The sequence below is a fragment of the Gordonia jinghuaiqii genome (assembly GCF_014041935.1).
Lineage (GTDB): Bacteria > Actinomycetota > Actinomycetes > Mycobacteriales > Mycobacteriaceae > Gordonia > Gordonia jinghuaiqii.
Window position 1 is genome coordinate 2,846,400 of the sequence record NZ_CP059491.1, and the last position, 22,945, is coordinate 2,869,344.

Here is a 22,945-nt window from a genome sequence, read left to right on the forward strand (position 1 = left end):
AATGGCGGATCGTGTTGGGGGGTCAGATCATCGCGCGGTAGGCGCCCTGCGGGTCGCCGCCGAGCTGAGCGAGTGCGGCCGAGTGGTAGATCAGGCCGGGGACGTGGATCGCGTGGGTGAGGCCGACATGCGCATCGCGCCAGAACCGCTGGATCGGGTTCGAGAGATGGGTGGACAAACCACCGGCGCGGGCGAAGATCTCGTCCATCGCGCGTACGGCGCGCCATGCCGCCGAGACCTGGGTACGACGCCCGGCGGCGCGCTCTTCGAAGCTGATCTCCTCACCGCGATCTGTCTTGTCCCAGAAGCGGTCCACTGTTTCGAGCAGGGTGATCCGCGACGCCGCGATCTCCGCCGCCGCGTCACTGATCGCGAACAGGACGTACGGGTCTTCCTTGATCGGGATGCCCGAGACCTGCACGCGTTCCTTCTGCGCATCGATGTAGCAGGCCAGCGCGCCTTCGGTCATGCCGATCAGCGCCGAGGTGATACCCAGCGGGAAGATGTAGGAGAACGGGAACTTGTACAGCGTCTCGTCGCGGCCGGCATGCTTCCAGCCTTCGCCGCCGAGGACGATCGCCGCGTCGATGGTGCGGTAGGTGGGGATGAACGCGTCCTTGACGATCAGATCCTTCGATCCGGTGCCGCGCAGACCCATCACATTCCAGCTGTCGGCGTCGATCTCATAGTCCGAGCGGGGCAGCACGACGTGGAGGACCTGACCGGTGCGGTTTCCGTCCTTGTCACCGACCGCGGCGCCGATCATCACCCAACCGCAGTGATCGGTTCCCGACGAGAACGCCCAGCGCCCGTTCAGAACGTACCCGCCGTCGACCGGTACCGCGACGCCCATCGGCGCGTACGGCGACGCCATCCACATGTCGTTGTCCGCGCCCCAGATCTCGTTCTGGGCCTTGTCGTCGAAGGCGGCCAGTGCCCAGGGGTGCACACCGACGATGCCCGCAACCCAGCCGGTCGCGCCGTCGAGTGCCGCCGTGGCCATCACCGTCTCCGCGAACTCGCGCGGGTGGCACTCCAGGCCGCCGTACTCCTTCGGCTGTAGCATCCGCACGACGCCGGAGTCGCGCAGACGCTTCGCCGACACGTCGGTCAGCTGCATCAGCTTCTCGCCCTCGACTGCCTCGGCGCGGATCTCGTCCGCGTGCCGCATGATGTTGTCCAATACGTGGCCCATGGTGTGACTCTTCCTGGATACGGCCCGTGAGAGGCCGGGGGACTGCGTGAGTGTTGGGGTGGAACGCACCTGAACACGAGGTGCAGGTGTGGTACGACATACATTCCCAGCGCCGATGTGGCGCCGCACGTGAGTTTCAGTTGAGCGGGACACCGCTGTGACCCGAGCCGGCACAACGGTAGAAACACCGGAGACGGCAACGACTTTCACATCCGGCCGTCGGACAAGGAGAGATCATGACCGATACCGACCACCTGGTGGCATCGCTACTCGAACGCGTACAGGCACTCGAGGACAAGGCCGCCATCGCCGACGTGCTCACCGCGTACGGACCAGCGGTCGATGCGGGCGACGCCGATGCCGTGGGCCGGTTGTGGGCAGAAGATGCCGTCTACGACCTCGACATCAAAGTGATGACCGGTCGCGAGGCGATCACCGAGATGGTGCGCACCGCACCGCATCAGGACTACATCTCCGAGGGATGCGGACATCTGCTTGACCCCGTCAACATCCGAGTCGACGGCGACACAGCGGTGGCGACCTGCCACTCGCTGCTTCTGCGCCGCAACGTCGACGAGGACTCGTTTCGGGTGTGGCGGGTGAGCGCCAATCGCTTCGACCTCGCCCGCGTGAACGGGACGTGGCTGATCACGCGTCGTACCGCGAGACTGCTCGACGGGAGTGAGGAGGCCCGCGAACTGCTCGCCCGGGCGCCCCGATGATCCGCCCTCTCCCGTGACCGAGAGGCACGGGGGAGGGCCGGTCCCGGCGTCAGACCAGGCTGCCCTCGTGGACGGCGCGGTCGAACGGGGTCAGTGGCGCCCCGCCACGGAGCGTGGTCGCGAGCTCCGGATCGGCCAGGTGCATCCGGCCGATCGCGATCAGGTCGAACTCTGCTGACCCCAGCCGGCGTCCCACCTCGCCGATGTTGTCGACGACCGGAGCGGCACCTTCGATACGGCTGTCCCGCATCGGTTTTCCCAGGCCGACGCTGCCGACCGCCATCGACAGGGCGCCGGTCAGCTTCTTGGCCCAGCCCGCCAGCGACAGATCGCTACCGTCGAAGGCCGGTAGGTCGAAGCGTCGGATGCTGGCGTCGAACACGTCGACACCTGCGTCGGTGAGGGCCCGCAGGATGACGCCGAGTTCCTCGGGGGTCTCGGCGATGCGAGCGGTGTAGTCCTGTTGCTTGTGCTGGGAGAACCGGAAGAAGATGGGCAGGTCGGCGCCGACGGCCCCGCGGATCGCCCGGACCACCTCGGCCGGGAATCGAGTACGCGCGTCCAGGTCGCCACCCCAGCGGTCGTCACGCCGGTTGGTGTCGGACCACAGGAACGAGTCCAGCAGGTACCCGTGTCCGCCGTGCACCGCCACACCGTCGAAACCGGCCTCGGCCGCGTTGACGGCCGCCTGCGCGAATGCCGCGATCACCGCGTCGATGTCGGATTCGGTCATCGGCTCCGTCATCGGAAGTGACTGCGCCACATATTCATCGGAGTAGGAGGTCGTGCCGGGTGTTCCCCACAGACCGGACGGGCGCATCGGCGTGATCTGCGGATCCACCTCGGACATCGCTCCCCACAGCGGACCGACGTGCCACAGCTGGGGAATGATCTTTCCGCCTGCCGCGTGAACCTCGTCCACCACCGAGCGCCAGCCGGCGAGCGCGGCATCGCCGTACATCCGGGGCACCCGTGGATTGTCCACGGCGGCGGGGTGATCGATGGCGACGCCTTCGGTCACGATGAGACCGGTGCCACCGGCCGCGCGGCGGGCGTAGTACCGGGCGACATCGGCGCCGGGAACACCCTCGGGGGATGACGATCTGGTCATCGCCGACATCACGATGCGGTTGGGCAGTTCCAGGCCACGTACGGTCAGTGGCTCGAAGAGTGCCGGGTGGGTTGTTCGGGTGGAAGAGTCGTTGTCCATCACAGGGCCTTCATGAATCGGAAGAAGTCGGGGGAGGCGTCGACGCGCAGCCGGGTCAGTTTCCGGTAGCTGATCAGCCAGCGGCCGTTCACCTTCCGGTATTCCTCGTGGTAGTGGCCGAACCCCCGGAGGTGGTATTCCTGGTCGCCGTCGGACCACCACAAGTTGTCCTCCATCGCCCAGATCCCCCGGGCGGTCGTGTCGGAGGTCAGCTCTATCTCCGGGCTGTGGCCGTGATGCGCGGTGGTGACGCTGACCGGGCCGTCGAGCAGGGCACGGATGGTGTCGGCGAGTTTGGTGTTGCCGACGACCCGGTTGGCGGTGTCATCGGTGCGCGGTTGCTTGTCGTCGGGGAGCCCACCCCATGTCTCGCTGACCACGTCGTCGGTGTGCAGGCCCGCGTACAAGTGCCACTGCTTGGTGTCCATGTACCTCAGGCGTGCGGCGAACAACCGTTTGATCTCGTCGATCGCCAGGACTGTTTCGGCCGGCGGCAGGGTGGTCGCGTGGGGTGGTGTCACTGCTGAGGATGACATGGCGGCCTTTTCCGTCACGCGCTCAGGCGCGTTGGCGCGGCGTCGATTCCGAGCTTGCCGCGGAAGAAGATCAACGGCCGTTCCTCGGTGACCGCCTCGAGTTCGAGCACCCGACCGATCACCACGTCGTGGTCACCGACGGTATGGACGTTCTCGATGTCGGCGTGGACACGCATGAGGACCTCGGGAAGCGCCGGTGTCGACCACCGCGACATCTCCCAGTCGAGGTCGTCGAACTTCCGGCCGTCACGTGAGCCGAACCGGGAGCAGATGTCGGATTGGTTCTCGTGCAGCACATTCACGGTGAAGCGTCCCGCTCGGCGGATTCGGGGCCAGGACCGGCCGCGGTGATCGGCGCAGAACAGCACCATCGCGGGTTCCAGGGACACCGATGCGAATGACTGGCACACAAACCCGGCGGGTCCCTCATCATCGAGTCCCGTCACCACGGTCACTCCACTCGCGAACCGGCCTAATGCGCTACGCATCTCGGCTTGTGACATCGCTTCGATCGACATCGGTGCACCTTTCGATTGAGCCATGGGTCGACAGTTCGACTGGGTTGGGGCGAGCATATGACCTCCCGCTGCCGTCGCCCCAGCGTGGTTTCGTCCAATGGAACCGAGGCTGCGCGAGCGTCCCGCGGACCACAGCCGCGTCCCGCTCAACTGGAACGCCGCTGCACACGACACGCGCTCACTGGCAGCCTGTCCGACTATGAGCGTTGACGTGACTTTTGCGGGCAGCCGCCGAAAGCTCCAAACGAGCCTCGGTGCGCTGCAGTACCACGAGGCAGGCGACGGGCCTCCACTGCTTCTGCTGCACGGCTCGGGTCCCGGGGTGACCGGATGGCGAAACTATCGAGGCGTACTGGGTGATCTGGCCGAGCACTTTCGCTGCCTGGTGCTGGAATTCCCCGGCTTCGGTGTGAGCGACCCGGTCGACGGTCATCCGATGGTGATGGCGGAGAAGGCCATCGGGGTGTTCCTCGATGCGCTCGGCCTGGATACCGTCGACATGATCGGCAACTCCATGGGCGGCATCGTCGCCACCAAGGTCGCGATCGCCGAACCGCAGCGGGTGGGCAAACTCGTCACGATCGGCGGTATGGGCAAGAACATCTTCTCGACGGGGCCCAGCGAGGGGATCAAGCTCCTGATGGAGTTCACCGACGACCCGACACGGGAGCGCCTCGTCCGCTGGTTGTCGTCGATGGTCTACGACCAGTCGCTGGTGACCGAGGAACTGATCGAGGAACGGTGGGAACTTGCGACCGAACCCGCCACCCTCGAGATCGCGCGCCGCATGTACAGCACCAAGGCATTCACGGCGACGATCGCGGCCAACGCCCTGGCCGACACCGTGCCCTACTGGGCCCAGCTCCACAAGGTCCAGGCACCGACGCTGGTGACATGGGGCCGTGACGACCGGGTCAGTCCCGTCGACTCCGCGATCATCCCGATGCGCGACATCCCCGACGCAGAACTGCATGTGTTCCCGAAGTGCGGTCACTGGACCATGATCGAGGCCCGCGACGCCTGGCTGTCGACGGTGCTGGCGTTCTTGACGCGAGGAGACAACTCATGACCGACCAGACGCTGGTGACACCGGCGGCAGGCGCACAGTCCGGGGCCACCCCGGCACAGCCGGCGAACACCGGAGAGTGGCGGGGAGTCGAACTCGGTTCCCGCACAGTCACCTACGACGAACGTGACGCCATTCTCTACGCCCTTGCCGTCGGTGCCACGGCCACCGAACTCGATCTGGTCTTCGAGGAGCGACTGCGGGTTCTGCCGACCTTCGCCCTCACGCTGGCACAGTGGGCGCCGGACGAACTCGGCTCGCGCGGCGCCTTCGACCCGACGACGGCCCTCCACGGTTCACAACATCTGACGATGTTCGCGCCGCTGCCGCGTCGGGGCGAGGTGACGATGTCGGCGTCGGTCGGCGAGGTGTGGGACAAAGGTTCGGCCGCCGTCCTCGAGGTGATCGTCCGCAGTGACTACTTCGTCGCCACCTGGTCGCTGTTCGCACCGGGTGCGGGCGGCTACGGTGGCGATCGCGGTCCCTCCAAACCGGCCGGCCCCCAGGGTGATCCGTCTGCCACGGGACGGTTGCGTACCACCGAGAACCAGGCGGCGCTCTATCGCCTGACCGGCGACCGCCATCACATCCACATCGATCCTGACGCGGCCGCGCGGATCAACCAGCCCCGGCCGATCATGCACGGTCTGTGCACTCTCGGCGCGGCAGCGGTGGAGGTGGCACGGCTGATCGGAGCGCACCCGGCAGATCTCCGTACTCTCGACGGCCGGTTCGCGGCAACGATCTTCCCCGGCGACCACGCCGATCTCCGCGTGTTCGGCACCGGCCACGCGGTGGCATTCGAACTTCTCGACAACGACACTCCCGTCATCTCGGGCGGACGGGCCGCATTTGGTGACTTCGAAGGGCAGCACTGAGATGACGATTGTTGATGCGCCCACCGATGTGCCGCGCCTGTCCCGTTCGGCGGTTCTGACCGTCGCCGAGGTGATCGAGGAGACCGCCGACGCGCGATCGCTGGTCTTCGACATCCCGGCCGATCGTCGAGCCGACTTCGATTACCGGCCGGGACAGTTCCTGACCCTGCGCGTACCGAGTGACCGGACGGGCTCGGTCGCCCGATGCTATTCGCTGGCGAGTTCACCGTTCACCGACGACCTGCTGAAGGTCACCGTCAAGCGGACATGCGACGGCTACGCGTCGAACTGGTTGTGCGACCGGGTGAACGCAGGAGACGCGATCGAGGTCCTCCCGCCCGCAGGCGTGTTCACGCCCAACGGTTTCGACGACGATCTGTTGTTGTTCGCCGCCGGTAGCGGCATCACCCCGGTGATGTCGATCCTCAAATCGGCGTTGAGCGAGGGCACGTCCTCGGTGTTCCTCGTCTACGCCAATCGCGATGAGAACTCCGTCATCTTCAAGCAGGAACTTCAAGAGCTGGCGGCGGCGAACACCGATCGGTTGCGGGTGGTGCACTGGCTGGAGAGCGTCCAGGGCCTGCCCACGCCCGCGCAGCTCGCCTCGATGGCCGCACCGTTCGCCGACCACCGGGTGTTCATGTGCGGACCCAAGCCGTTTATGGACGCCGTCCACGACGCCACCGCCCGGGCCGGATTCGCCCGGCAGCGCGTACACGCCGAGGTGTTCACGTCGTTGTCCGGAGATCCTTTCGCCGAGATCGAACTGCCGGCCGTCGACGAGACCTCCGAGGACGGGGCAACGGTGTCGGTGAACCTCGACGGGGACGCTCACGAGTTCAGCTGGCCGCGCTCGGCCACGTTGGTGGACGTGTTGCTGTCCAAGGGCATCAACGTTCCCTTCTCGTGCCGTGAGGGCGAATGTGGTTCGTGCGCAGCCACGCTGGTCGACGGTGAGGTCACGATGGACAACTGCTCGGTTCTCGACGACGACGACATCGCCGAGGGGATCATCCTCGCCTGCCAGGCCCGACCACGCAGCGACACCCTGAGCATCGAGTTCTAGAACTGTCGGCGGAGGCCGCGACACCGGGCTCCCGACACCACCGAAACCGCGGTCACCACAGGCTCCACAGACACCTCCGGCGCAGGCGCACTCGACGAGTGTGCCTGCGCCGGAGTGTCATCACCCGGTCAGGACGGGGTCAGCATGTGCCTGACGGCGCGGTAGGAGAACGTCATCGCGGTGCCCAGCGGCACTCCGGGACCGGGATAGATCGCCCCGCTCAGTGATGCGCTCGTGTTCCCCGCGGCATACAGACCCTCGATCGCGGTCCCGTCCTCACGCAGCACCCGGGCGTCGGCGTCCGTGGTGACGCCGCCCTTGGTTCCCAAGTCGCTCAGAATGATTCGAGCTGCGTAGAACGGGCCGGTGGCGACCCGACCGAGCGCCGGATTGGGTCGGTCACTCGGCGGGCAGAAGAACGTGTCGTACGGGTCCTCACCGCGGTGGAAGTCCTCGTCGACGCCGCGCTGCGCGAAGCCGTTGAAGCGTTCCACGGTGTCGCTCAGTGCGTCGGGGTCGATCCCGATCTTCTCGGCGAGCGCCGCTATGGTGTCCGCGCACACCCAGGTGCCCGCTGCGAGGTGCTCGTCCGCCGGCACCTCCGGGATCGACATCGCGGGGAGGACCGGCCCACCCTCGGAGGAGTCGAAGATGAGATAGGACGGCAGGGCCGCCTCGGTACCGTGAGCGATCATGGCGCGCCCGAACTGGTCGTAGGGGAGCGATTCGTTCAGGTAGCGTCGGCCCGCTGCGTCGACGAGGATTCCGCCACGCACGCAGACCATGAACGCTCCGGATCCGTCCGGCAGCTCGACGCCCGGACAGAACCACGCCTGGTCGAGGAGTGCGGTGCCGGCCCCGATCTCGACGGCCGCGGCGATCATGTCCCCGGTATTCGCGCCGCGCGGACCCATACTCCATTCGGCTCGGCCCGGCGTGCCGTTGGCGGTACGCATCTCGTCGCTGCCCTCGATGCCGCCGGCTGCGAGCAGGACACCATGATCGGCGCGGATGCGCAGCGTCTCGCCGGCGGAGGTCACGGCCTCGACACCGACGACCCGACCGTCGTCGGTCAGCAGTTTCGTGGCCGCGGTCTCGGTGCGCAGGTCCGCACGGCCCGTGCCCTCCAGAGCGAGCAGCAGGCGACCGATCAGGGCGCGGCCGGCGACCAGCGTCTCATCGGGATGTGATCGTCCGGCGCGGTCGACGATCGGTGCCGGCCGAACTCGCTCGCGCAACGGGCCGACCGTCTCGGCGGGCAGATCGAGGGGATTGATCGACCGTCCGGCGTCCATGCGTCCGGGTGCGTCGAAGTAGTCCGGGAACGGCTGGTACTCGAACTCCAGGTTCGGGTCGCGCTCGAGGAAGTTCACGACCTCGGGTGCGGTGGTCACGTACGCTTCCTGCCGGTCGAGCTCGGCGTCGCCGAGCAGCGCGCGCAGATAGGTGCGTGCCTTCTCGGTGGAGTCGTCGAGGCCCGCCCGTTCCTGGACGACGGTTCCCGGCAGCCAGATCGACGCACCCGAGTACGACGAGGTACCTCCGAAGAGGGCGGTCTTTTCCACGACGACCGTGTCCAGTCCGTTGGCCGCGGCCGTGTAGGCGCCGGTCAGCGCGCCACCACCGGATCCGATCACCAGCACGTCGCACCGAAGATCCCAGTCCTGCATGCGTTCTCCTTCTAGTCATTGGGTAAACGCAATGCAAACGCACCTCGGCATCGAGGGCACGTGACTTCCCGCTGATTGAGCAGACACAGCAGAAGTACCAGGTCCGCAGATCAGCGCCGCCGCAATCGGACCGGCCGACGCCCCCGTCGGGTGCCGCGGCCCACGCACGAGGGTGCATTCTGGAGGACGGTGCCCACGTTGCCGACCGAAGGAGTACCAGGTGACCGCCACAACCGACGACCGCGTCGACGTCCTGATCATCGGAGCCGGGATCTCCGGTATCGGTGCCGCACGCTATCTCCGCACCGAGCATCCGGCCAAGACGTTCACGATCGTCGAGGCACGGGCGGCGGCCGGCGGCACCTGGGATCTCTTCCGGTATCCCGGCATCCGTTCGGACTCCGACCTGCACACCTTCGGATATGAGTTCAAGCCGTGGACCGACAAACAGGCCATCGCCGACGCGCCGCGCATCCTCGACTACCTGCACGAGACGATCGAGGAGAACGGCCTCACCGCGCATATCCGCTACCAACATCAGGTGGTGTCGGCCGCGTGGTCGTCCGAGGAGGCGCGCTGGCAGGTGTCCATCGATCGCGGCGACACCGGCGAGCGGATCCACATCAGTGCGAGGTGGATCTTCTGCGGTTCCGGGTACTACGACTACGACGAGGGATTCAGCCCTGACTTCGCAGGGCGCGAACGCTTCCGCGGTCAGATCGTGCATCCGCAGCACTGGCCGGAGGATCTCGACTACGCCGGCAAGCGCGTCGTGGTGATCGGCAGCGGCGCGACGGCGGTGACGCTGCTGCCGGCGATGGCCGAGCAGACCGCGCACGTGACCATGCTGCAGCGAACGCCGACGTACGTCATCCCGCTTCCCCGCGAGGACGCGATCGCCAACACGCTCAAGAAGGTGCTGGGTGATGAACGCGGGTACGCACTCACCCGGCAGAAGAACGTCGCTCAGCAACGAGTCCTCTTCGAGCTCTGTCAACGGTTCCCGAGCGTGGCCCGTCGAATGATCCGGAAGATCAACGAGTCTCAACTGCCCGACGGCTATCCGGTGGACACCCATTTCAACCCGCCGTACAACCCGTGGGACCAGCGACTGTGCGTCGTACCCGATGCCGACCTGTTCCGCACGATCCGCGCCGGCAAGGCCTCGATCGTCACCGATCGCATCGACACGTTCACCGAGAGCGGCATCCTGCTCGAGAGCGGCGAGGAGATCGAAGCCGACATCATCGTCACCGCAACGGGTCTCAACATCAAGATCATCGGCGGAGTCGACCTCAGCGTCGACGGACAGCCGGTATCGTTGCCGGACACCGTCGTCTACCGCGGCCTGATGCTCTCGGGCGTACCCAACTTCGCCCTGGCCATCGGGTACACCAACGCGTCGTGGACGCTCAAGATCGGGTTGCTCTGTCAGTACTTCTGTAAACTGCTCGCACACATGGACTCCCACGGCTATGACAGCGTGACCGCGATAGCAGACCCGTCGATGCCGACGCGTCCGCTACTCGATTTCGGTGCGGGCTACGTGCAACGCGCTCTCGACACCCTGCCCAAACAGGGACCGAAGGCCCCCTGGGTCATGTCAATGAGCTACTACACCGATCGGCGCCTGCTCCGCGGCGATGTCTCCGACGACCAGCTGCGATTCTCGCGCAGCGGGAGCACGCGGGCCGCCGCCCGACCCGACGGGCAATCCACGATGACACCCGACGCCAGACCGTAATCTGTTCCGCATGGATGTCGAGGAGATCTTCACCGCGGTCGCCGTCGGTTTCGAGGCAGTGGGCGCCCTGGCCATGATCATCGGCTTCGCCATCGCCATCGTGCTCGGCGCCCGCTCGCTGATGCGCCACGAGGGTGGCAGCGAGGCATTCTCGGTGTTGCGCAACACTTTGGGCGCCGCGATCCTGTTGGGCCTCGAAGTCCTGGTCGCCGCGGACCTGATCCGGACGATCACCTCGAAGCCGTCCATCGAGGACGCCGTGATCCTCGGGATCATCGTCGTCATCCGGACCGTGCTGTCGATGTCGATACAGATCGAGATCGAAGGTGTGTTGCCGTGGCGGCGCGCCGTGCTCACCAGCGGCGCGCAGCTCCTCGGCAAGGCGATCGCCGATGACAGCGCCGCGTCCCGATCGGCGACCGCTCGAGGCTCTGGCACCTGACAGCGTCGCAACCGGCTCACACGGTGGCGTGTGCCGCGAGCGCCACCGCGGTCACCTCGAACGATCCGGGACCCAATCTTTCGCGGCACGCGTCGCTCAGTTGCTTCCGTTGGGAGTCGGAGAGTGCGCCCACGGCGTCGCCGATGGGCCCGACCGCATGCAGGTACGGCTCCCACCAGTCGTCGAAAGTGTTGTGCCGCACGGTGGCCGACAGCTCGGTGTCCTCTATGTCACCGAGCCCGATCACCGGACGGGTTGGGTCGCACAGCGTGCCGCTGCGACCTTCGTCAGACCGTCCTGAACTGCCGTCGATAGGTCATCGGGGAAGTGCCGAAGGCGGCGGCGAAGTTCTGTCGCATCGTGACGCTGCTGCCGAATCCGCTCCGTTGCGCAATCGCGTCGATGGACAGGTCGGAGGTTTCGAGCAGCACCCGTGCCAGGTCGAGACGTTGCCGGAGGACCCACTGTGCGGGGGTGGCACCGGTGACGCTCTTGAAGTTCCGTACAAAACTCCGCCGGCTCATCGACGCGTGTGATGCCAGCCGTTCCACGGTCAGCGGCTCATGGAGGTGCTGCAGCGCCCAGTGGATCAGATCGCCGATCGGATTGCCCGTCGCGGTCGACGGCACCGGCCGGCGCGTGTACTGGGCTTGTCCGCCGTCTCGGTGGGGCGCAACGACCAGACTTCTCGCGACGTCATTGGCGACTTCTGCACCCAGGCGCTCGCGCACCAGATGCAGACATGCGTCGATCGCCGACGCGGTCCCCGCCGATGTCAGGACGTCGCCATGGTCGACGTAGAGCACCATCGAGTCGAGGGTGATGTCGGTGTGACGCGCGCGCAGCGCATCCATCGCAGCCCAGTGGGTGACCGCCGCGCGTCCGGCCAACAGCCCGGCATCGGCCACCGCGACCGAGCCCAGACACAGCCCGACGATCGTCGCGCCACGGTCGTGCGCATCGGTCAACACCCGCGCCAGGCCGTCGTCGAGGGGAGGGAGGTCCTCCGGCCAGGACGGCACGACCACGATCTCGGCCGACGACGCGACCTCCGGTCCGGCGAGTCCGCTCACGCGGTATCCCTCATCGAGGGAGATGTGGCCATCGGTGAAACTCCACAGCGTGGTCTCCCACCCTGCACCCGGATGACGTTTGGCCACTTCGCCGAAGACCAGCTGTGGGGCGGACAGATGGAACATCGAGATGCCGTCGAAGGCGTAGACCGCAATACGCATGGTGGCTCATTCTCATCGGAAGTAGGCATACGTGCCACTTCCCACCGTAGCCCGAAGCCCGCACAGTAGAGGGACCGGAATCGTGTCGCCCGCAGCCGCGGCCGACCCACCTCTCACCAAGGAGCACGAGACAAGTGACAACACCCCGCCGCGCCCTCATTCTCATCGACGTCCAGAACGTCTACTTCGACGGCCCGCTCGCCATCCAGTGCCCGCCGCGAGAGACGAGCCTGCGCAACATCGCTCGCATCATCGACCACGCGGAAGCCAACGACATCCCGGTGGCGGTCGTACAACACACGCTGCCCGAGGGTGCGCCGGTGTTCGCGGAGGGGTCGCCGTCGTGGGAGCTTCATCCCGAGGTGGCCGCACGGGTCAGCCCCTCATGGAAGTCGGTACGAAAGAACGTCGGGAGCGTGTTCGGCGGTACCGACCTGGCGGAGTGGCTGCGCGAGAAGGGGATCGACACGGTCACCTTCGTCGGCTACATGACCAACAACTGCGATCTCGCATCCGCTGCTGCCACCGAAGAACTCGGCCTGGACGCAGAGGTGATCGCCGACGCCACCGGGGCAATCCATATCGCCAACGCAGCCGGAAAGGTGCCGGCCGAGCAGGTCCACAACACGCTGATGGCCATACTCAACTCGAACTTCGCAGCAGTGGCTACCACTGACGAATGGATCGAGGCGACCACGGCCGGTTCGGCGCTGGCGAAGGACAATCTGGTCGCGTCCGCACTCGAAGGTCAGAACTCGTTCGGCAACTGAGCATCGAGCGCGGTTCGCGGGCATCACATGCGTGCGAACCGCGCCAGCCAGTAGCAGTAGACGCCATACGCGGCGATCCCGATTGCGGCGAGGACCATCAAAAACTGACCTGCGGGCAGGCCGGCAAGGGACTTCACCGCGCCATCGACACCGGTGGCCTTGGACGGGTCGGCGGTGGCCACTGCCACGATGACGAGGATGCCGGCACCGACGAGCACGGCACCCTTTCCGCAGTAGCCGACGACCCCGGCGACGGTGGCGGCCTTGTCTCCCGAGATCTTCAGGTCATCGAGGAACGACCTGCTGATTCCCTTGTACCCGTGGTAGATCCCGACGCCGATGATGACCAGACCCGCGACGACCAGGACGAACTTCCCACCCCCGGACTGCAACAGTCGAGCGGTCAGACCGGCGTTCTCTTGACCGCTGGACGTACCCTGGCCGATCGCGAACCGTGTCGCTGACCACGTGAACCCCACGTAGACCACGGCCAACGACAACGCCTTTCCGCGATCGAACCACTGCTCGGCGCCGTCGCTGTCCTGGCCCGGTTCGGTGGCATGCGGACCGACGATCGCTTCGGCCACCCGCCACAACGCCAACCCGGCGAACGCGATAGCCGCCACCCAGAGGACGATTCGTCCGCCCGGCTTGTCGGCGAAGATCCCCAGCGCGCCCGATTGGTCCGCATTGCCCGTGTCGCCGACGGCGATTCGAAGAATGATGTAGGCGATCAGCAGGTGCAGGACTCCGCTGACCGCATGCCCCGCCCGGGCCACGCGCTCGAACCACGGACTCTCGGTGGCGCGGTCGACCGCGCCCGTTACCTGGTTGCGGCTCATCGCTGCAGCATCCTTCCGCCGGTGTCGGCCGAACGGATGCTCGGCCATTCCCTGACGTTACGGGTTGGACGCGGCGAGGTCCTCTCCGCGTGCTCGAGCCAGTTCACGTCCCAGGCGCCGGGCGTCGACTTCGGCCTCGTTCTTCATCGTCGCGGCGACGTCGGCGAAGGCGTCGAGCGCAGGATTCACTCCGACGAGGGTGAACTGGCGCTTGACGATCCGGAGATCCAGACCCCACACGTCCTCGAGGACCCGCCGGAGCCACGGTGTGGAGTGGTCCCACCCTTCCCGAGGAGTTCCGGGTTCGTAGTTGCCGCCCTGGGCGGTCACGAGCACCGCCGGCTTTCCGCTGAGGTCATCGGCCGCGGCGCCGAGGCGAGGATCGGTGGCAGCCAGGTCGTACCAGATCTTGAAGTGCTGGGACACCCCGAAGTTGTAGAGCGGGACGGTGAACAGCAGGGCCTCCGCTTCGACGAGCTGGTCGGCGATGCCGGCCGCCAACGCCGAGGCCTCTCGCTGGGGGCCGGTGCGGTCGGCGTCGGAGACAGTGCCGGCGATGACCGCATCGGCCCAGGCTGTGGTCGGGATCGGATCGGTACCGAGATCGCGGCGGACGACACCCGAGTCGGGGTGGGCACGGACCCACTGCTCTTCCACGAGATCACCGAGGGCTCGGCTCGCCGAGGTCGAGGGGAAGATGCTGGAATCCAATCGGAAGAGGCTCACGGGGGAGTCCTTTCAGGGGCGCTGTCGCATGGGCTAGTTTTTTCGAAGCAACTCCTAACACAGTAGCTACACGGGGGCCTGCGCGCCAGCGGTCACATCGGCAGGACCAGGTCCGAGAAAATCGGGCGTCCCAGAGGAGCCGCACGGCGGGGACTACCATGTGCACGATGCCCGAGAATCAGCAGTCGACCCACGAGCCGCGCGCGTGCGACGACGCGCTGCGTCGTGCGTTCGGCTTCTTGGGTAAACGCTGGAACGGCATCGTGATCGCCACACTGATGAACGGTCCGGCGGGATTTGCCGAATTACGTTGTGCGGTAGGCGGAATCAGCGACTCCGTACTCTCCGGGCGCCTCTCCGAGCTCACCGAGGCGAATCTGGTGGAGCGAATGGTGGATCCCGGCCCACCGGTGGCGGTGACGTATCAGCTCACCGAGTCGGGCCGGGCACTGATGCCCGCTCTCACCGCGCTGACCGCGTGGGCATGGGAGAACCTGCCACACGAATCGGCCGACTGACACCGACGACCTCTCCGGCCCATGGCCGGAGCCGCGAGCGGGCGCCGGCTACCCCTGCGGGGAGAACTTCCACGCGTCGTCGACAACCCCCTGAAGGTCTCGCTGAATCGACCTGGTGAGCGCCGCCGGCGTCTCCTCCCGGAATGGGGCCAGATCGAGCGGTTCGCCGAGGACGACCACCGGGCGGGCACGGGGTCCGGCATCCGGGTAGGCGATCCCGGCCGAGACCAGCCAGACTCCGACGCCTCTGCGAAGTGCGCGGTTGCCGATGTGCCCGATGCCGGTGCCGAGTTTCTGCAGTTGCGTCGGGTCACCCTCGTTGCAGGTCCCCTCAGGGAAGACCGCGATACTATCTCCGGCCGCCATGCGATCGACGCACACGCCGATCATCTGCCTTCCGGCCTCCGCGGCCGCACGAACACCGTGGTCCTTGGTGCGAAACACCGGAATACCACCGAGGGTGTCGATCTTGCGTCGCTGTTCCGGGTCTTCGAACAGTTCATCCTTCGCAAGGACGCGCAGATGCCCGATGCGACTGCGCAGGGGAGAGCGAAACCCCGCGGCGGCCAGCACGAGCGGGTCCTTCTCGGAGACGTGATTGGCCGCGATGAGGACCGGAGCACCACTGCGGACCAACCGACGGAGACGCTCCCGGGACCGGTACGACACCATCGGCCGGATGCGCGCCGCCAGCAGTCCGTACATCATCCTCGCGCGTGCACGGTTCTGCTGATGTGTCAGGTAGTGCGCGTATACCGCGTCGGCCTGCGAGAGCTCTACATCCATCTAAGTTACGGTACCGTAGGTTGGCGTTCACGCCCAGGTTCAGGGGATATCCGCCGACGATGACCCCGGTCAGGCCGGGCAGAGGACACCGTCGCAGGTCTGGCGGGAGTCATTGTGGTAGTCATTCGGGCACGACGACGGCGCGGCCCCGCAGTTCGTTCGCGGCGAGCCTGCGGTAGGCCTCGAGCCCGTCGTCGAGGGTGAACTTCTCGACCGCGACCTCGAGGACCCCGTCGCGAGCGAGGTCGAGCACTTCGATGAGTTCGTCGCGCGCACCCCAGTACGGCGCACGCACCGACACCTCGTACGGCTGCGAGAAGAAGCCCACCGTTGCCGCGGCGACCCCGTCGCCGATTCCGACGATCACCACGTCGCCCATGGTGCCGACGACCCCCATCGCGGTGTCGATCGTGGGCTGCAGACCGACGAAATCGAAGACCGCGGTGGCGCCGTCCTTTCCGGTGATCTTGCGGACGTTGGCGACCGCCTCGGCGTCACTGAGCACGGTCTCGTGCGCCCCGACCTCGCGGGCGAAGGCGAGCTTGTCCTCGCTCACATCGAGTGCGATGACTCGTGCCGGGGTCAGATGCCGAAGCAACTGGATGCCGATGTGTCCGAGCCCGCCCGCACCGATGACCACCGCCGTCGTGCCGCCGACAAGCTTGGGCAACGACGGCTTGATCGCGTGGTACGGCGTCAGTCCGGCGTCGGTGAGCGGTACGGCGGCGACCGGATCGAGGTCGCCGAGTGGCACGAGGTGCCGCGCGGCGTCGACGATCATGTATTCGGCCATGGCGCCTTCGTTTCCGAGGCCGGGCGGTGCGATGCCGAGTTCGGCCGCACGGCTGCAATAGTTTTCGAAACCCCGCGAGCAGAAGTGGCACACTCCGCAACCCCACGGCCCATAGACCGCAACCGAAGTCCCTTCCGAGACGGTGGTCACCCCGCTACCCACCCCGGCGACCACACCCACACCCTCATGACCGAGTGTCATCGGCAGGGGATACGGAAACCCTTCCGCAGGCATGTTGAGCACGAAGTCGTCGGAATGGCATGCGCCCGCAGCCGTCACCTTCAGCAGCACCTGCCCTGGTCCCGGCGTGGGCTTGTCGACCTCACGGAGCTCGGGCGGGCGACCTGGCTGGACGATCTGAATGGCCTTCATGCGTTAAATGCCTCTCCGTGGTGCGACGACTGACTCGCCCTCCGGTCTACCCGTGGATGCCCGATCGTGCCACGACGATTGCGGGCGTAGTCCTGAGCAGATATGAGACCACGCGCTGAACGCGAATCTCGATCAGGAGAGAACGTAGGTCGCCATCATCGCTGGTCCGTTGCGAACAATGTTGGCGTACACGGATTCTCCCGCAGTGGCCCCGGTGTCGGCCAGGTTGGTGAACGAGAAGAAGTGCGACAGCGCGGCTCGATAGGTCATCGAGCTGCCGAACCGGTAGTTGAAGGAGTACACCACCTCGACCGACAGCGAAGCGGGATTCGATGTCCAGGCCGTACGACAGCACCCTGCCCGGGGTTCTCCCAGTTGTGGGGGGCCATCACCGATCTCGGCCGTTGCGCGAGCGGTGCATCTGACGCTGCATCCGTTCTTCGAGAACTCCGGCGAAAACCGGTTGAGGCAGACGCGGTCCGGGTGGAACGCTGCACTCCTATGACCGACAGCTCCGGCAGCCAGATGATCGACCGCTTCCTCTCCGATGGTTTCGTGAAGATCGAGAATGCCTTTGACCGCAAAATCGGCCTGCGGTGCGCCGCGGAGCTCTGGGACCAGATCGCACCGAGCGCCGACGACCCGGCGTCGTGGACCGAGTCGTTGATCTGGGTCCCCGGGATGAGCACCCCACCCTTCACCGAGATAGCGAACACGGACGTATTGGTCTCGGCATACGACGCACTGGTCGGTCCCGGCCGATGGCGACCGCGCCTCGGCATGGGTACGTTCCCGCTCCGGTTTCCCAGCACCGAGCCACCCGAGGCCGCCGGGTGGCACGTGGAGGCGTCGTTCGCCGGGGACGACGGCGGCCCTCGGGTCAGTCTTCGCTCGCGGGGCCGCGCACTGCTGATGCTGTTTCTCTTGTCCGACGTGGGGGAGGACGATGCGCCGACGCTGATCCGCGTCGGATCACACCTGAAGGTCCCACCGTTCCTCGTTGAGGCCGGCCCCCACGGACGCGACTGGATGGACGTCTGCACCGACGTCGTACCCGCCACCGAGGACTGTCCGGTCGTCTCCGCAACCGGATGCATCGGTGATGTCTACCTCTGCCACCCGTTTCTCGTCCACTCCGCGCAGGCCCACCACGGCCGGGCGCCCAGATTCATGGCGCAGCCTCCCCTCGAATCGATCGGCGAGCTCGACCTCGACGCGGATCAGCTGACACCGGTCGCCGAGTGCGTACACCGGGGACTGTCCGCGCCCGGCCGGCGATCCGACTGTGGCCGACCATGATTCACACGTGGACGTCACGCATACCGACGGCATTCCGCAGGCCCGAACAGTTGTAACACCCCACACAGCCGACACAGTCTGTGCAACGAAAACACCCGATGCAGGCGACGCATCGTCGGCACAACGCGCTCGCCACCACTCCAGCACAACCGGCGATTCCGAAAGAGAACGCGGTACCGAGGCTTCCGGCGACCACCGCACTCGTCATGGTCGCCGCGGAGCCTGCGACGGCGAGGCCGGCAACCGTTGCCGCGGAGCCACTCACGCCGGCACTGGCCACCGTCCCCATCGAACCGGAAACACCCGCACTGGACACGGTGGCCAGTGATCCCGCCACGGCGATACTCGCCGCGGTCGATACCGAACCCGCCACCGCGGTGGAACTCACCGTCCCCGGCGAGTCGTCGATGGGGGCATCGTGGCCGTGCAAGGTGATCATGTCCAACATTCTGACGACCGCACTCCGTCGCGTCCGGCTTTTCGGAGGGTGAGACCGGCGTACCCCGCGCTCAGGTACGCAACGATCAGGTATCAGGTACCGCAGAAGGTCTGGAATGTGTCACTGAAGGCCGCCGGAGCGGGAGCGGCGTGATGAGCCCACTCGGCCCGGTGCACGAAAGGATGCGTGACGGCATCGAGGAGTTGCTCGAAGGGAGCGATGTCTCCGTCGGTGGCCGCACGCAGCGCGGCGTCGAGCTGATGGTTGCGCGGAATGTAGAGCGGGTTGATGCGGTCCATGGCGGCTGCCGTCTCGAGGTCGTCACGGCCATGTTGTGTCAGGGCGTCGCGCCAGCGTTGCACCCACGGATCGATGTGCTCGCGCGGCACCGCGCTCCGCAGCGGTACCGGATTTCCGCGTAGGTCGTCGGCCAGGGCGCGGAAGGTGCCCGTCCAGTCGGCGCGGTGTTCCTGCATCAGCACCAGCAGGGCATCGATCAACTCATGGTCGGTGAATGCGTCACCGAGTCCGAGTTTGGCCGACATCCCGGCATAGAAGTGCCGGTCGTAGCGAGCGTCGAACGTGGACAGGACCGCAGTTGCCGCAGCGATCGCGTCGTCCGGCGTCGGACCGACCAGCGTCAACATCGTCTCGGCGAATCGTGCCAGATTCCATTTCAGCACCGCGGGCTGGTTGCCGAAGCCGTAGCGACCACCGTGATCGATCGAACTGAACACCGCGGACGGGTCGAACGCATCGAGGAATGCGCAGGGACCGTAGTCGATGGTCTCGCCGGAGATCGTCGTGTTGTCGGTGTTCATCACGCCATGCACGAAGCCGACCAGCATCCATTTGGCGAGCAACGCCGCCTGCCGTTCGAGTACCGCCTCGAAGAACTTGATGTAGCGGTTGCCGCCGCCGGTCTCGGGGAGGTCGCGCAGTTCGGGGTAGTGGCGGGAGATCGCGTAATCGGCCAGCGGTTGAAGCAGTTCGGTGTTCCGCGCCGTGTATTCGAACGTCCCGACCCGTAGGTGACTGGCGGCGACCCGGGCGAGTACCGCACCCGGCTCGATGCCGGTCCGCTGGATCCCTCGCCCTGTCGCCACCACCGACAACGAACGCGTCGTGGGGATGCCGAGCGCGTGCATCGCTTCACTGACGAGGTACTCCCGAAGCATCGGCCCGACCACCGCGAAGCCGTCACCGCCGCGCGAGAACGGCGTCGGCCCAGAGCCTTTCAGCTGAAGATCGACTCGCCGACCGTCGGTGTCGGTGAGTTCACCGAGCAGCAGGGCCCGACCGTCGCCGAGGAGCGGCGAGTATCCGCCGAATTGGTGCCCGGAGTATGCGGTCGCAACCGGTGTGGCATCAGCGGGTGCGGCGGCACCGCACAGCATCTCGACGCCGTCGTCGGTCCGCAGGGACTCCACGTCCAGGCGCAACGATGCGGCGAGCTGTTCGTTGACGACGATCAGCCGCGGGTCCGGCGCGTCGGCACCCTGCCAGGGCACGGTCAGTGGGGCCAACGCTTCGGCGAAGGTCCGTTCGAAGCCGACGATCGCGGTGTTTGTGCGGGTGGGGGAGTCGGGAGTGGCAGGCACTCCTCGAGGGTAACCATTTTCCGGTCGGCGAAACGGTGCGCCCGATCTTCGCTCAGTTCTCGATCGCGGCGCCGCAGATGCCACACGCCTCGAACGTCCGGCGACTCCATCGCGCCAGCGGGATGAAGAACACGGTGAATTGCTTGAACTCCCGCATCCGGGCCCACTGGGTGGTGTTGTGGCAGCGCGGACAGGTACGTGTCTGTCCTGCGCCAAGGTGCTGTTGCTTGCGGCCGAATCCGAACAGAAAGAACACCCTGTCATCCTACGTTCGCAGAAGGTGTCGACCCGGCCACCGCGGGGTCGGGGCGCGCGGCGAGCTAGACCGACGAGCGAGTTACACGTGCCGGGCTGCGCTCACCGTGAGACGCCGTTCCGGGATCACTCCGCGGTCTGGTGACCCGGGAACGTGGGGATCGTCCCGAGCGCCCGCACCATGCTCGATCGGCTGCCCAGTACCTCGCGCCACTGGTCGCCTTCGGTGAGCAGTGCCCCGATGGCGACGACCTCGGCGCCGGCCCGCTCGAGCAATGTGATGGCCGCATTGACCGAGGCTCCCGACGAGATCACGTCGTCGACGAAGGCCACCCGGGCACCGTCGAGTTGGCCCAGTCGTGCCGGATCGAGCAGCAGCCGTTGGCGGCCGTCGCTGGTGATCGACTTCAGTGGCTCACTCAGCGCCTCCCGAAGGTGGACCTTGTTCGACTTCTGCAGGATCAGGTAGTCGTCGAGCCCGAGCGCACGAGTCACCTCGATCGCGACCGGGATACCCAGTGTTGCAGCGGAAACCACGAGTTCGACGTCGGCGTCGCGGATCTGTTCTGCCAGTTCACCACCGGCGATCTGATTGAAGGCGACGCCGTGGTCGATCGTCATCAGCAACGCGATGGTCAAGTCCTCGGCGACCTCGATCAGCGGCAGCTCAACCGTCTGGCTGCCGATTGTCGCCGTGTAAACGCCTGCGCTCATGGGGGATTGACCTGCTTCTGGGTAGCCGTCCGAGACCGTCACTGGCTCACTCCGACATTCTCGGCGTCGAGATCGGCGGTGTGCTCGATGGGCGTGCGACGCGACTCGAGGAATCTCCGCAACCCGATGTTGAGCAGCGGATGGACCGTCAGCAACAGCAGTGTGCTGACCATCATCGGGCTGGTGAGGACGCTCGACGCGGCGTCGGGGAGTTCGGCGATGAGGTCCGCCGGCATGAACTGCAATCCGAGCGGAACGATGAAGCAGACGGCGCCGACGAGGATGTTGAGGTCGTCCCACTCGACCGAGGCGAGCTGTTGCACACCCGAGAAGGCGATGACTCCGAAGAGGATCGTCGCCGCCGCTGACAGCGCGGGCCCCGGTAGACCGGCGAGGAACATGGCGAACTTCGGTATGCACGACAACACGATGCAGATCACGCCTGCCGCCGCGGTCACCATACGCGATGCGATGCCGGTGATCCGCAGAACTCCGGCGTTCTCCGGATAGGACGTGGTGCCGATACCGCCGAACAGTCCACCCACGGCCGATCCGATGAATTCGGCGCTGAGTCCGCGATTGGCCTGGTCGACGCCGATCGCCTTGCCACTCCATCGTCCGAGCAGACCGTAGACACCCATCGACTCCGATGCCGCCTGCAGGAAGGCGATCATCATCAGGAACACCCCGGCCCACGACACCGAGAAGCCGAAGGGGAGGAGCTCGGGGGTGCCGAGGATCGACGACCCGGATACATCGGGCACGTCGGAGACGCCGGTGATCCAGGCGACGACCGTGCCCACGGCGATACCCCACACCACGGCACCGCGTTTGACGAGGGTGCCGCCGCCGAGTGCCATGCAGAGGATGACCGTGACCAGGCCGGCCAAGGCGACGAACACGCTGGGCCACCCGTAACTGGGGGTTCCTTCCTGGCCGAACCAACCACCCACGCCGATCCCGGCCAGCTGTGCGCCGAGCACCAGGAACATGGTGCCGAACACGATGGGATTGGAGACGAACTTCGCTATGTGGCCATAGATTCCGAGCCGCTTGAACGGAATCGCCAGCGCCAGTGACAGCAGTCCTGCGACAAACATCGATCCGAAAGCGGTGCCGAGACCCGACGTCGCACCGATCGAGATCAGCGCGACCAATATCGCCGCCGTCGGCCCCTGGACGATCGGGAGCTTGAGGATCCGCGACGACGACAGGACAGTGACCAGCCCCGCCAGCAAGAAGCAGCCCTGGATCACGTAGGCCACGTCGCGTTGCTCGAGGGCGAGTGCGGCACCCAACGACGCCGGGAACACCCAGAGTCCGGTGAGCGCCAAGAGATGCTGCCCACCGTAGAACACTGCGCGGCGCGTCGGCACCCGGTCGTCAAACCCTGCCTTGAACGGCACCTGCTCCATCGAACCCCTCCAGCACCAGTTGGTGAAACGTTTCACCAGTCCGATGGAGCAGGTTAGAGGGCCTCTGTTACGGCGGTGTTTCGTGAACCGCGTGCTCCCGTAGAGTGGCCATCCGAGCCACAGCGGAGGGTTG

Annotated in this window: 26 protein-coding genes; 10 read left to right on the plus strand and 16 right to left on the minus strand. The window is 66.3% G+C overall.

Annotation, left to right across the window (positions count from 1 at the left end):
* Window positions 1-22: 22 nt before the first annotated feature.
* The gene (locus tag H1R19_RS12680; protein WP_188330303.1) at window positions 23-1,195 is read right to left on the minus strand and encodes an acyl-CoA dehydrogenase family protein; all 1,173 of its coding nucleotides are present in this window, start codon (window positions 1,193-1,195) and stop codon (window positions 23-25) included.
* Window positions 1,196-1,431: 236 nt separating this feature from the next.
* On the opposite strand from H1R19_RS12680, the gene H1R19_RS12685 reads away from it, so the two are divergent.
* Window positions 1,432-1,917: a nuclear transport factor 2 family protein gene (locus tag H1R19_RS12685; protein ID WP_219849197.1), complete on the plus strand. Its 486-nt coding sequence runs from the start codon at window positions 1,432-1,434 to the stop codon at window positions 1,915-1,917.
* A gap of 49 nt (window positions 1,918-1,966) precedes the next feature.
* Here the strand turns inward: H1R19_RS12685 and H1R19_RS12690 are convergent, their stop codons facing one another.
* The 3 genes from H1R19_RS12690 to H1R19_RS12700 are packed head-to-tail and all read right to left on the minus strand — an operon-like array spanning window position 1,967 to window position 4,181.
* Window positions 1,967-3,127, minus strand: a complete 1,161-nt coding sequence (locus H1R19_RS12690) for an oxidoreductase (RefSeq protein WP_219849198.1) — start codon at window positions 3,125-3,127, stop codon at window positions 1,967-1,969.
* Window positions 3,127-3,663 (minus strand): nuclear transport factor 2 family protein, encoded by a 537-nt coding sequence (locus tag H1R19_RS12695; RefSeq protein ID WP_219849199.1) that lies wholly within the window; start codon window positions 3,661-3,663, stop codon window positions 3,127-3,129. The genes H1R19_RS12690 and H1R19_RS12695 overlap by 1 nt, the downstream gene beginning before the upstream one ends.
* Window positions 3,664-3,677: 14 nt before the next feature.
* Complete coding sequence (locus H1R19_RS12700) at window positions 3,678-4,181, minus strand: flavin reductase family protein (protein WP_188330307.1); 504 nt, start codon at window positions 4,179-4,181, stop codon at window positions 3,678-3,680.
* Between the two features lie 199 nt (window positions 4,182-4,380).
* Between H1R19_RS12700 and H1R19_RS12705 the strand changes: the two genes are divergently transcribed.
* From H1R19_RS12705 to H1R19_RS12715, 3 genes are read left to right on the plus strand one after another with little or no spacing between them, the layout of a single operon-like run.
* Window positions 4,381-5,250: an alpha/beta fold hydrolase gene (locus H1R19_RS12705; protein WP_188330308.1), complete on the plus strand. Its 870-nt coding sequence runs from the start codon at window positions 4,381-4,383 to the stop codon at window positions 5,248-5,250.
* The gene (locus H1R19_RS12710; protein WP_188330309.1) at window positions 5,247-6,125 is read left to right on the plus strand and encodes a MaoC/PaaZ C-terminal domain-containing protein; all 879 of its coding nucleotides are present in this window, start codon (window positions 5,247-5,249) and stop codon (window positions 6,123-6,125) included. The genes H1R19_RS12705 and H1R19_RS12710 overlap by 4 nt, the downstream gene beginning before the upstream one ends.
* Window position 6,126: 1 nt before the next feature.
* A complete protein-coding gene (locus tag H1R19_RS12715) occupies window positions 6,127-7,191 on the plus strand; it encodes a ferredoxin--NADP reductase (protein WP_219849200.1) in 1,065 nt (354 codons plus the stop codon).
* Between the two features lie 128 nt (window positions 7,192-7,319).
* Here the strand turns inward: H1R19_RS12715 and H1R19_RS12720 are convergent, their stop codons facing one another.
* A complete protein-coding gene (locus tag H1R19_RS12720; protein WP_219849201.1) occupies window positions 7,320-8,861 on the minus strand; it encodes an FAD-dependent oxidoreductase in 1,542 nt (513 codons plus the stop codon).
* A gap of 220 nt (window positions 8,862-9,081) precedes the next feature.
* Between H1R19_RS12720 and H1R19_RS12725 the strand changes: the two genes are divergently transcribed.
* Together H1R19_RS12725 and H1R19_RS12730 are read left to right on the plus strand one after the other, a co-directional pair.
* Entirely contained in the window at window positions 9,082-10,605 is a 1,524-nt protein-coding gene (locus tag H1R19_RS12725; RefSeq protein ID WP_219849202.1) for a flavin-containing monooxygenase, read from the plus strand.
* Between the two features lie 10 nt (window positions 10,606-10,615).
* On the plus strand, window positions 10,616-11,047 hold the full coding sequence (locus H1R19_RS12730) for a DUF1622 domain-containing protein (RefSeq protein ID WP_188330313.1): 432 nt from the start codon (window positions 10,616-10,618) through the stop codon (window positions 11,045-11,047).
* Window positions 11,048-11,063: 16 nt separating this feature from the next.
* On the opposite strand, the gene H1R19_RS12735 is transcribed toward H1R19_RS12730, so the two are convergent.
* Window positions 11,064-11,294: a hypothetical protein gene (locus H1R19_RS12735; protein WP_219849203.1), complete on the minus strand. Its 231-nt coding sequence runs from the start codon at window positions 11,292-11,294 to the stop codon at window positions 11,064-11,066.
* Window positions 11,295-11,334: 40 nt separating this feature from the next.
* Window positions 11,335-12,282 (minus strand): GlxA family transcriptional regulator, encoded by a 948-nt coding sequence (locus tag H1R19_RS12740; RefSeq protein ID WP_219849204.1) that lies wholly within the window; start codon window positions 12,280-12,282, stop codon window positions 11,335-11,337.
* 134 nt (window positions 12,283-12,416) lie between these two features.
* Here H1R19_RS12740 and H1R19_RS12745 point away from each other — a divergent pair, with 134 nt between their 5' ends.
* Window positions 12,417-13,052, plus strand: coding sequence for a cysteine hydrolase family protein (locus tag H1R19_RS12745; protein WP_219849205.1), 636 nt, complete (start codon window positions 12,417-12,419; stop codon window positions 13,050-13,052).
* Window positions 13,053-13,075: 23 nt separating this feature from the next.
* Here the strand turns inward: H1R19_RS12745 and H1R19_RS12750 are convergent, their stop codons facing one another.
* Window positions 13,076-13,894 carry a DUF1206 domain-containing protein gene (locus H1R19_RS12750; protein ID WP_219849206.1) on the minus strand — a complete coding sequence of 273 codons (819 nt, stop codon included), beginning with the start codon at window positions 13,892-13,894 and terminating at the stop codon, window positions 13,076-13,078.
* Window positions 13,895-13,951: 57 nt separating this feature from the next.
* On the minus strand, window positions 13,952-14,620 hold the full coding sequence (locus tag H1R19_RS12755; RefSeq protein WP_219849207.1) for an FMN-dependent NADH-azoreductase: 669 nt from the start codon (window positions 14,618-14,620) through the stop codon (window positions 13,952-13,954).
* A 167-nt stretch (window positions 14,621-14,787) separates the two neighbouring features.
* On the opposite strand from H1R19_RS12755, the gene H1R19_RS12760 reads away from it, so the two are divergent.
* Window positions 14,788-15,138, plus strand: coding sequence for a winged helix-turn-helix transcriptional regulator (locus tag H1R19_RS12760; RefSeq protein ID WP_219849208.1), 351 nt, complete (start codon window positions 14,788-14,790; stop codon window positions 15,136-15,138).
* 48 nt (window positions 15,139-15,186) lie between these two features.
* Here H1R19_RS12760 and H1R19_RS12765 read toward each other — a convergent pair whose 3' ends face one another.
* From H1R19_RS12765 to H1R19_RS12775, 3 genes are all read right to left on the minus strand, one after another.
* Window positions 15,187-15,924 carry a lysophospholipid acyltransferase family protein gene (locus H1R19_RS12765; protein ID WP_219849209.1) on the minus strand — a complete coding sequence of 246 codons (738 nt, stop codon included), beginning with the start codon at window positions 15,922-15,924 and terminating at the stop codon, window positions 15,187-15,189.
* Between the two features lie 121 nt (window positions 15,925-16,045).
* Window positions 16,046-17,089 carry an NAD(P)-dependent alcohol dehydrogenase gene (locus H1R19_RS12770; protein WP_219849210.1) on the minus strand — a complete coding sequence of 348 codons (1,044 nt, stop codon included), beginning with the start codon at window positions 17,087-17,089 and terminating at the stop codon, window positions 16,046-16,048.
* Window positions 17,090-17,221: 132 nt separating this feature from the next.
* Window positions 17,222-17,392, minus strand: coding sequence for a hypothetical protein (locus tag H1R19_RS12775; protein ID WP_219849211.1), 171 nt, complete (start codon window positions 17,390-17,392; stop codon window positions 17,222-17,224).
* A 198-nt stretch (window positions 17,393-17,590) separates the two neighbouring features.
* Here H1R19_RS12775 and H1R19_RS12780 point away from each other — a divergent pair, with 198 nt between their 5' ends.
* Window positions 17,591-18,388 (plus strand): phytanoyl-CoA dioxygenase family protein, encoded by a 798-nt coding sequence (locus tag H1R19_RS12780; RefSeq protein ID WP_219849212.1) that lies wholly within the window; start codon window positions 17,591-17,593, stop codon window positions 18,386-18,388.
* A gap of 98 nt (window positions 18,389-18,486) precedes the next feature.
* Window positions 18,487-18,879, plus strand: a complete 393-nt coding sequence (locus H1R19_RS23415) for a hypothetical protein (RefSeq protein WP_188330324.1) — start codon at window positions 18,487-18,489, stop codon at window positions 18,877-18,879.
* A 40-nt stretch (window positions 18,880-18,919) separates the two neighbouring features.
* Here H1R19_RS23415 and H1R19_RS12790 read toward each other — a convergent pair whose 3' ends face one another.
* From H1R19_RS12790 to H1R19_RS12805, 4 genes are all read right to left on the minus strand, one after another.
* Window positions 18,920-20,428 (minus strand): protein adenylyltransferase SelO, encoded by a 1,509-nt coding sequence (locus tag H1R19_RS12790; protein WP_219849213.1) that lies wholly within the window; start codon window positions 20,426-20,428, stop codon window positions 18,920-18,922.
* Between the two features lie 52 nt (window positions 20,429-20,480).
* Window positions 20,481-20,684: a zinc-ribbon domain-containing protein gene (locus H1R19_RS12795; protein WP_219849214.1), complete on the minus strand. Its 204-nt coding sequence runs from the start codon at window positions 20,682-20,684 to the stop codon at window positions 20,481-20,483.
* A 125-nt stretch (window positions 20,685-20,809) separates the two neighbouring features.
* On the minus strand, window positions 20,810-21,397 hold the full coding sequence (locus H1R19_RS12800; RefSeq protein ID WP_219849215.1) for a phosphoribosyltransferase family protein: 588 nt from the start codon (window positions 21,395-21,397) through the stop codon (window positions 20,810-20,812).
* A gap of 38 nt (window positions 21,398-21,435) precedes the next feature.
* Complete coding sequence (locus H1R19_RS12805; RefSeq protein ID WP_219849216.1) at window positions 21,436-22,812, minus strand: uracil-xanthine permease family protein; 1,377 nt, start codon at window positions 22,810-22,812, stop codon at window positions 21,436-21,438.
* Window positions 22,813-22,945 lie beyond the last annotated feature (133 nt).

Coding starts and splice junctions, on each gene's coding strand:
- H1R19_RS12800 (WP_219849215.1), bottom strand. CDS start 21,397: ATGAGCGCAGGCGTTTACACGGCGACAATCGGCAGCCAGACGGTTGAG.
- H1R19_RS12680 (WP_188330303.1), bottom strand. CDS start 1,195: ATGGGCCACGTATTGGACAACATCATGCGGCACGCGGACGAGATCCGC.
- H1R19_RS12730 (WP_188330313.1), top strand. CDS start 10,616: ATGGATGTCGAGGAGATCTTCACCGCGGTCGCCGTCGGTTTCGAGGCA.
- H1R19_RS12760 (WP_219849208.1), top strand. CDS start 14,788: ATGCCCGAGAATCAGCAGTCGACCCACGAGCCGCGCGCGTGCGACGAC.
- H1R19_RS12685 (WP_219849197.1), top strand. CDS start 1,432: ATGACCGATACCGACCACCTGGTGGCATCGCTACTCGAACGCGTACAG.
- H1R19_RS12690 (WP_219849198.1), bottom strand. CDS start 3,127: ATGGACAACGACTCTTCCACCCGAACAACCCACCCGGCACTCTTCGAG.
- H1R19_RS12805 (WP_219849216.1), bottom strand. CDS start 22,812: ATGGAGCAGGTGCCGTTCAAGGCAGGGTTTGACGACCGGGTGCCGACG.
- H1R19_RS12770 (WP_219849210.1), bottom strand. CDS start 17,089: ATGAAGGCCATTCAGATCGTCCAGCCAGGTCGCCCGCCCGAGCTCCGT.
- H1R19_RS12740 (WP_219849204.1), bottom strand. CDS start 12,282: ATGCGTATTGCGGTCTACGCCTTCGACGGCATCTCGATGTTCCATCTG.
- H1R19_RS12700 (WP_188330307.1), bottom strand. CDS start 4,181: ATGTCGATCGAAGCGATGTCACAAGCCGAGATGCGTAGCGCATTAGGC.
- H1R19_RS12695 (WP_219849199.1), bottom strand. CDS start 3,663: ATGTCATCCTCAGCAGTGACACCACCCCACGCGACCACCCTGCCGCCG.
- H1R19_RS23415 (WP_188330324.1), top strand. CDS start 18,487: ATGCAGGCGACGCATCGTCGGCACAACGCGCTCGCCACCACTCCAGCA.
- H1R19_RS12750 (WP_219849206.1), bottom strand. CDS start 13,894: ATGAGCCGCAACCAGGTAACGGGCGCGGTCGACCGCGCCACCGAGAGT.
- H1R19_RS12765 (WP_219849209.1), bottom strand. CDS start 15,924: ATGGATGTAGAGCTCTCGCAGGCCGACGCGGTATACGCGCACTACCTG.
- H1R19_RS12715 (WP_219849200.1), top strand. CDS start 6,127: ATGACGATTGTTGATGCGCCCACCGATGTGCCGCGCCTGTCCCGTTCG.
- H1R19_RS12720 (WP_219849201.1), bottom strand. CDS start 8,861: ATGCAGGACTGGGATCTTCGGTGCGACGTGCTGGTGATCGGATCCGGT.
- H1R19_RS12710 (WP_188330309.1), top strand. CDS start 5,247: ATGACCGACCAGACGCTGGTGACACCGGCGGCAGGCGCACAGTCCGGG.
- H1R19_RS12780 (WP_219849212.1), top strand. CDS start 17,591: ATGACCGACAGCTCCGGCAGCCAGATGATCGACCGCTTCCTCTCCGAT.
- H1R19_RS12705 (WP_188330308.1), top strand. CDS start 4,381: ATGAGCGTTGACGTGACTTTTGCGGGCAGCCGCCGAAAGCTCCAAACG.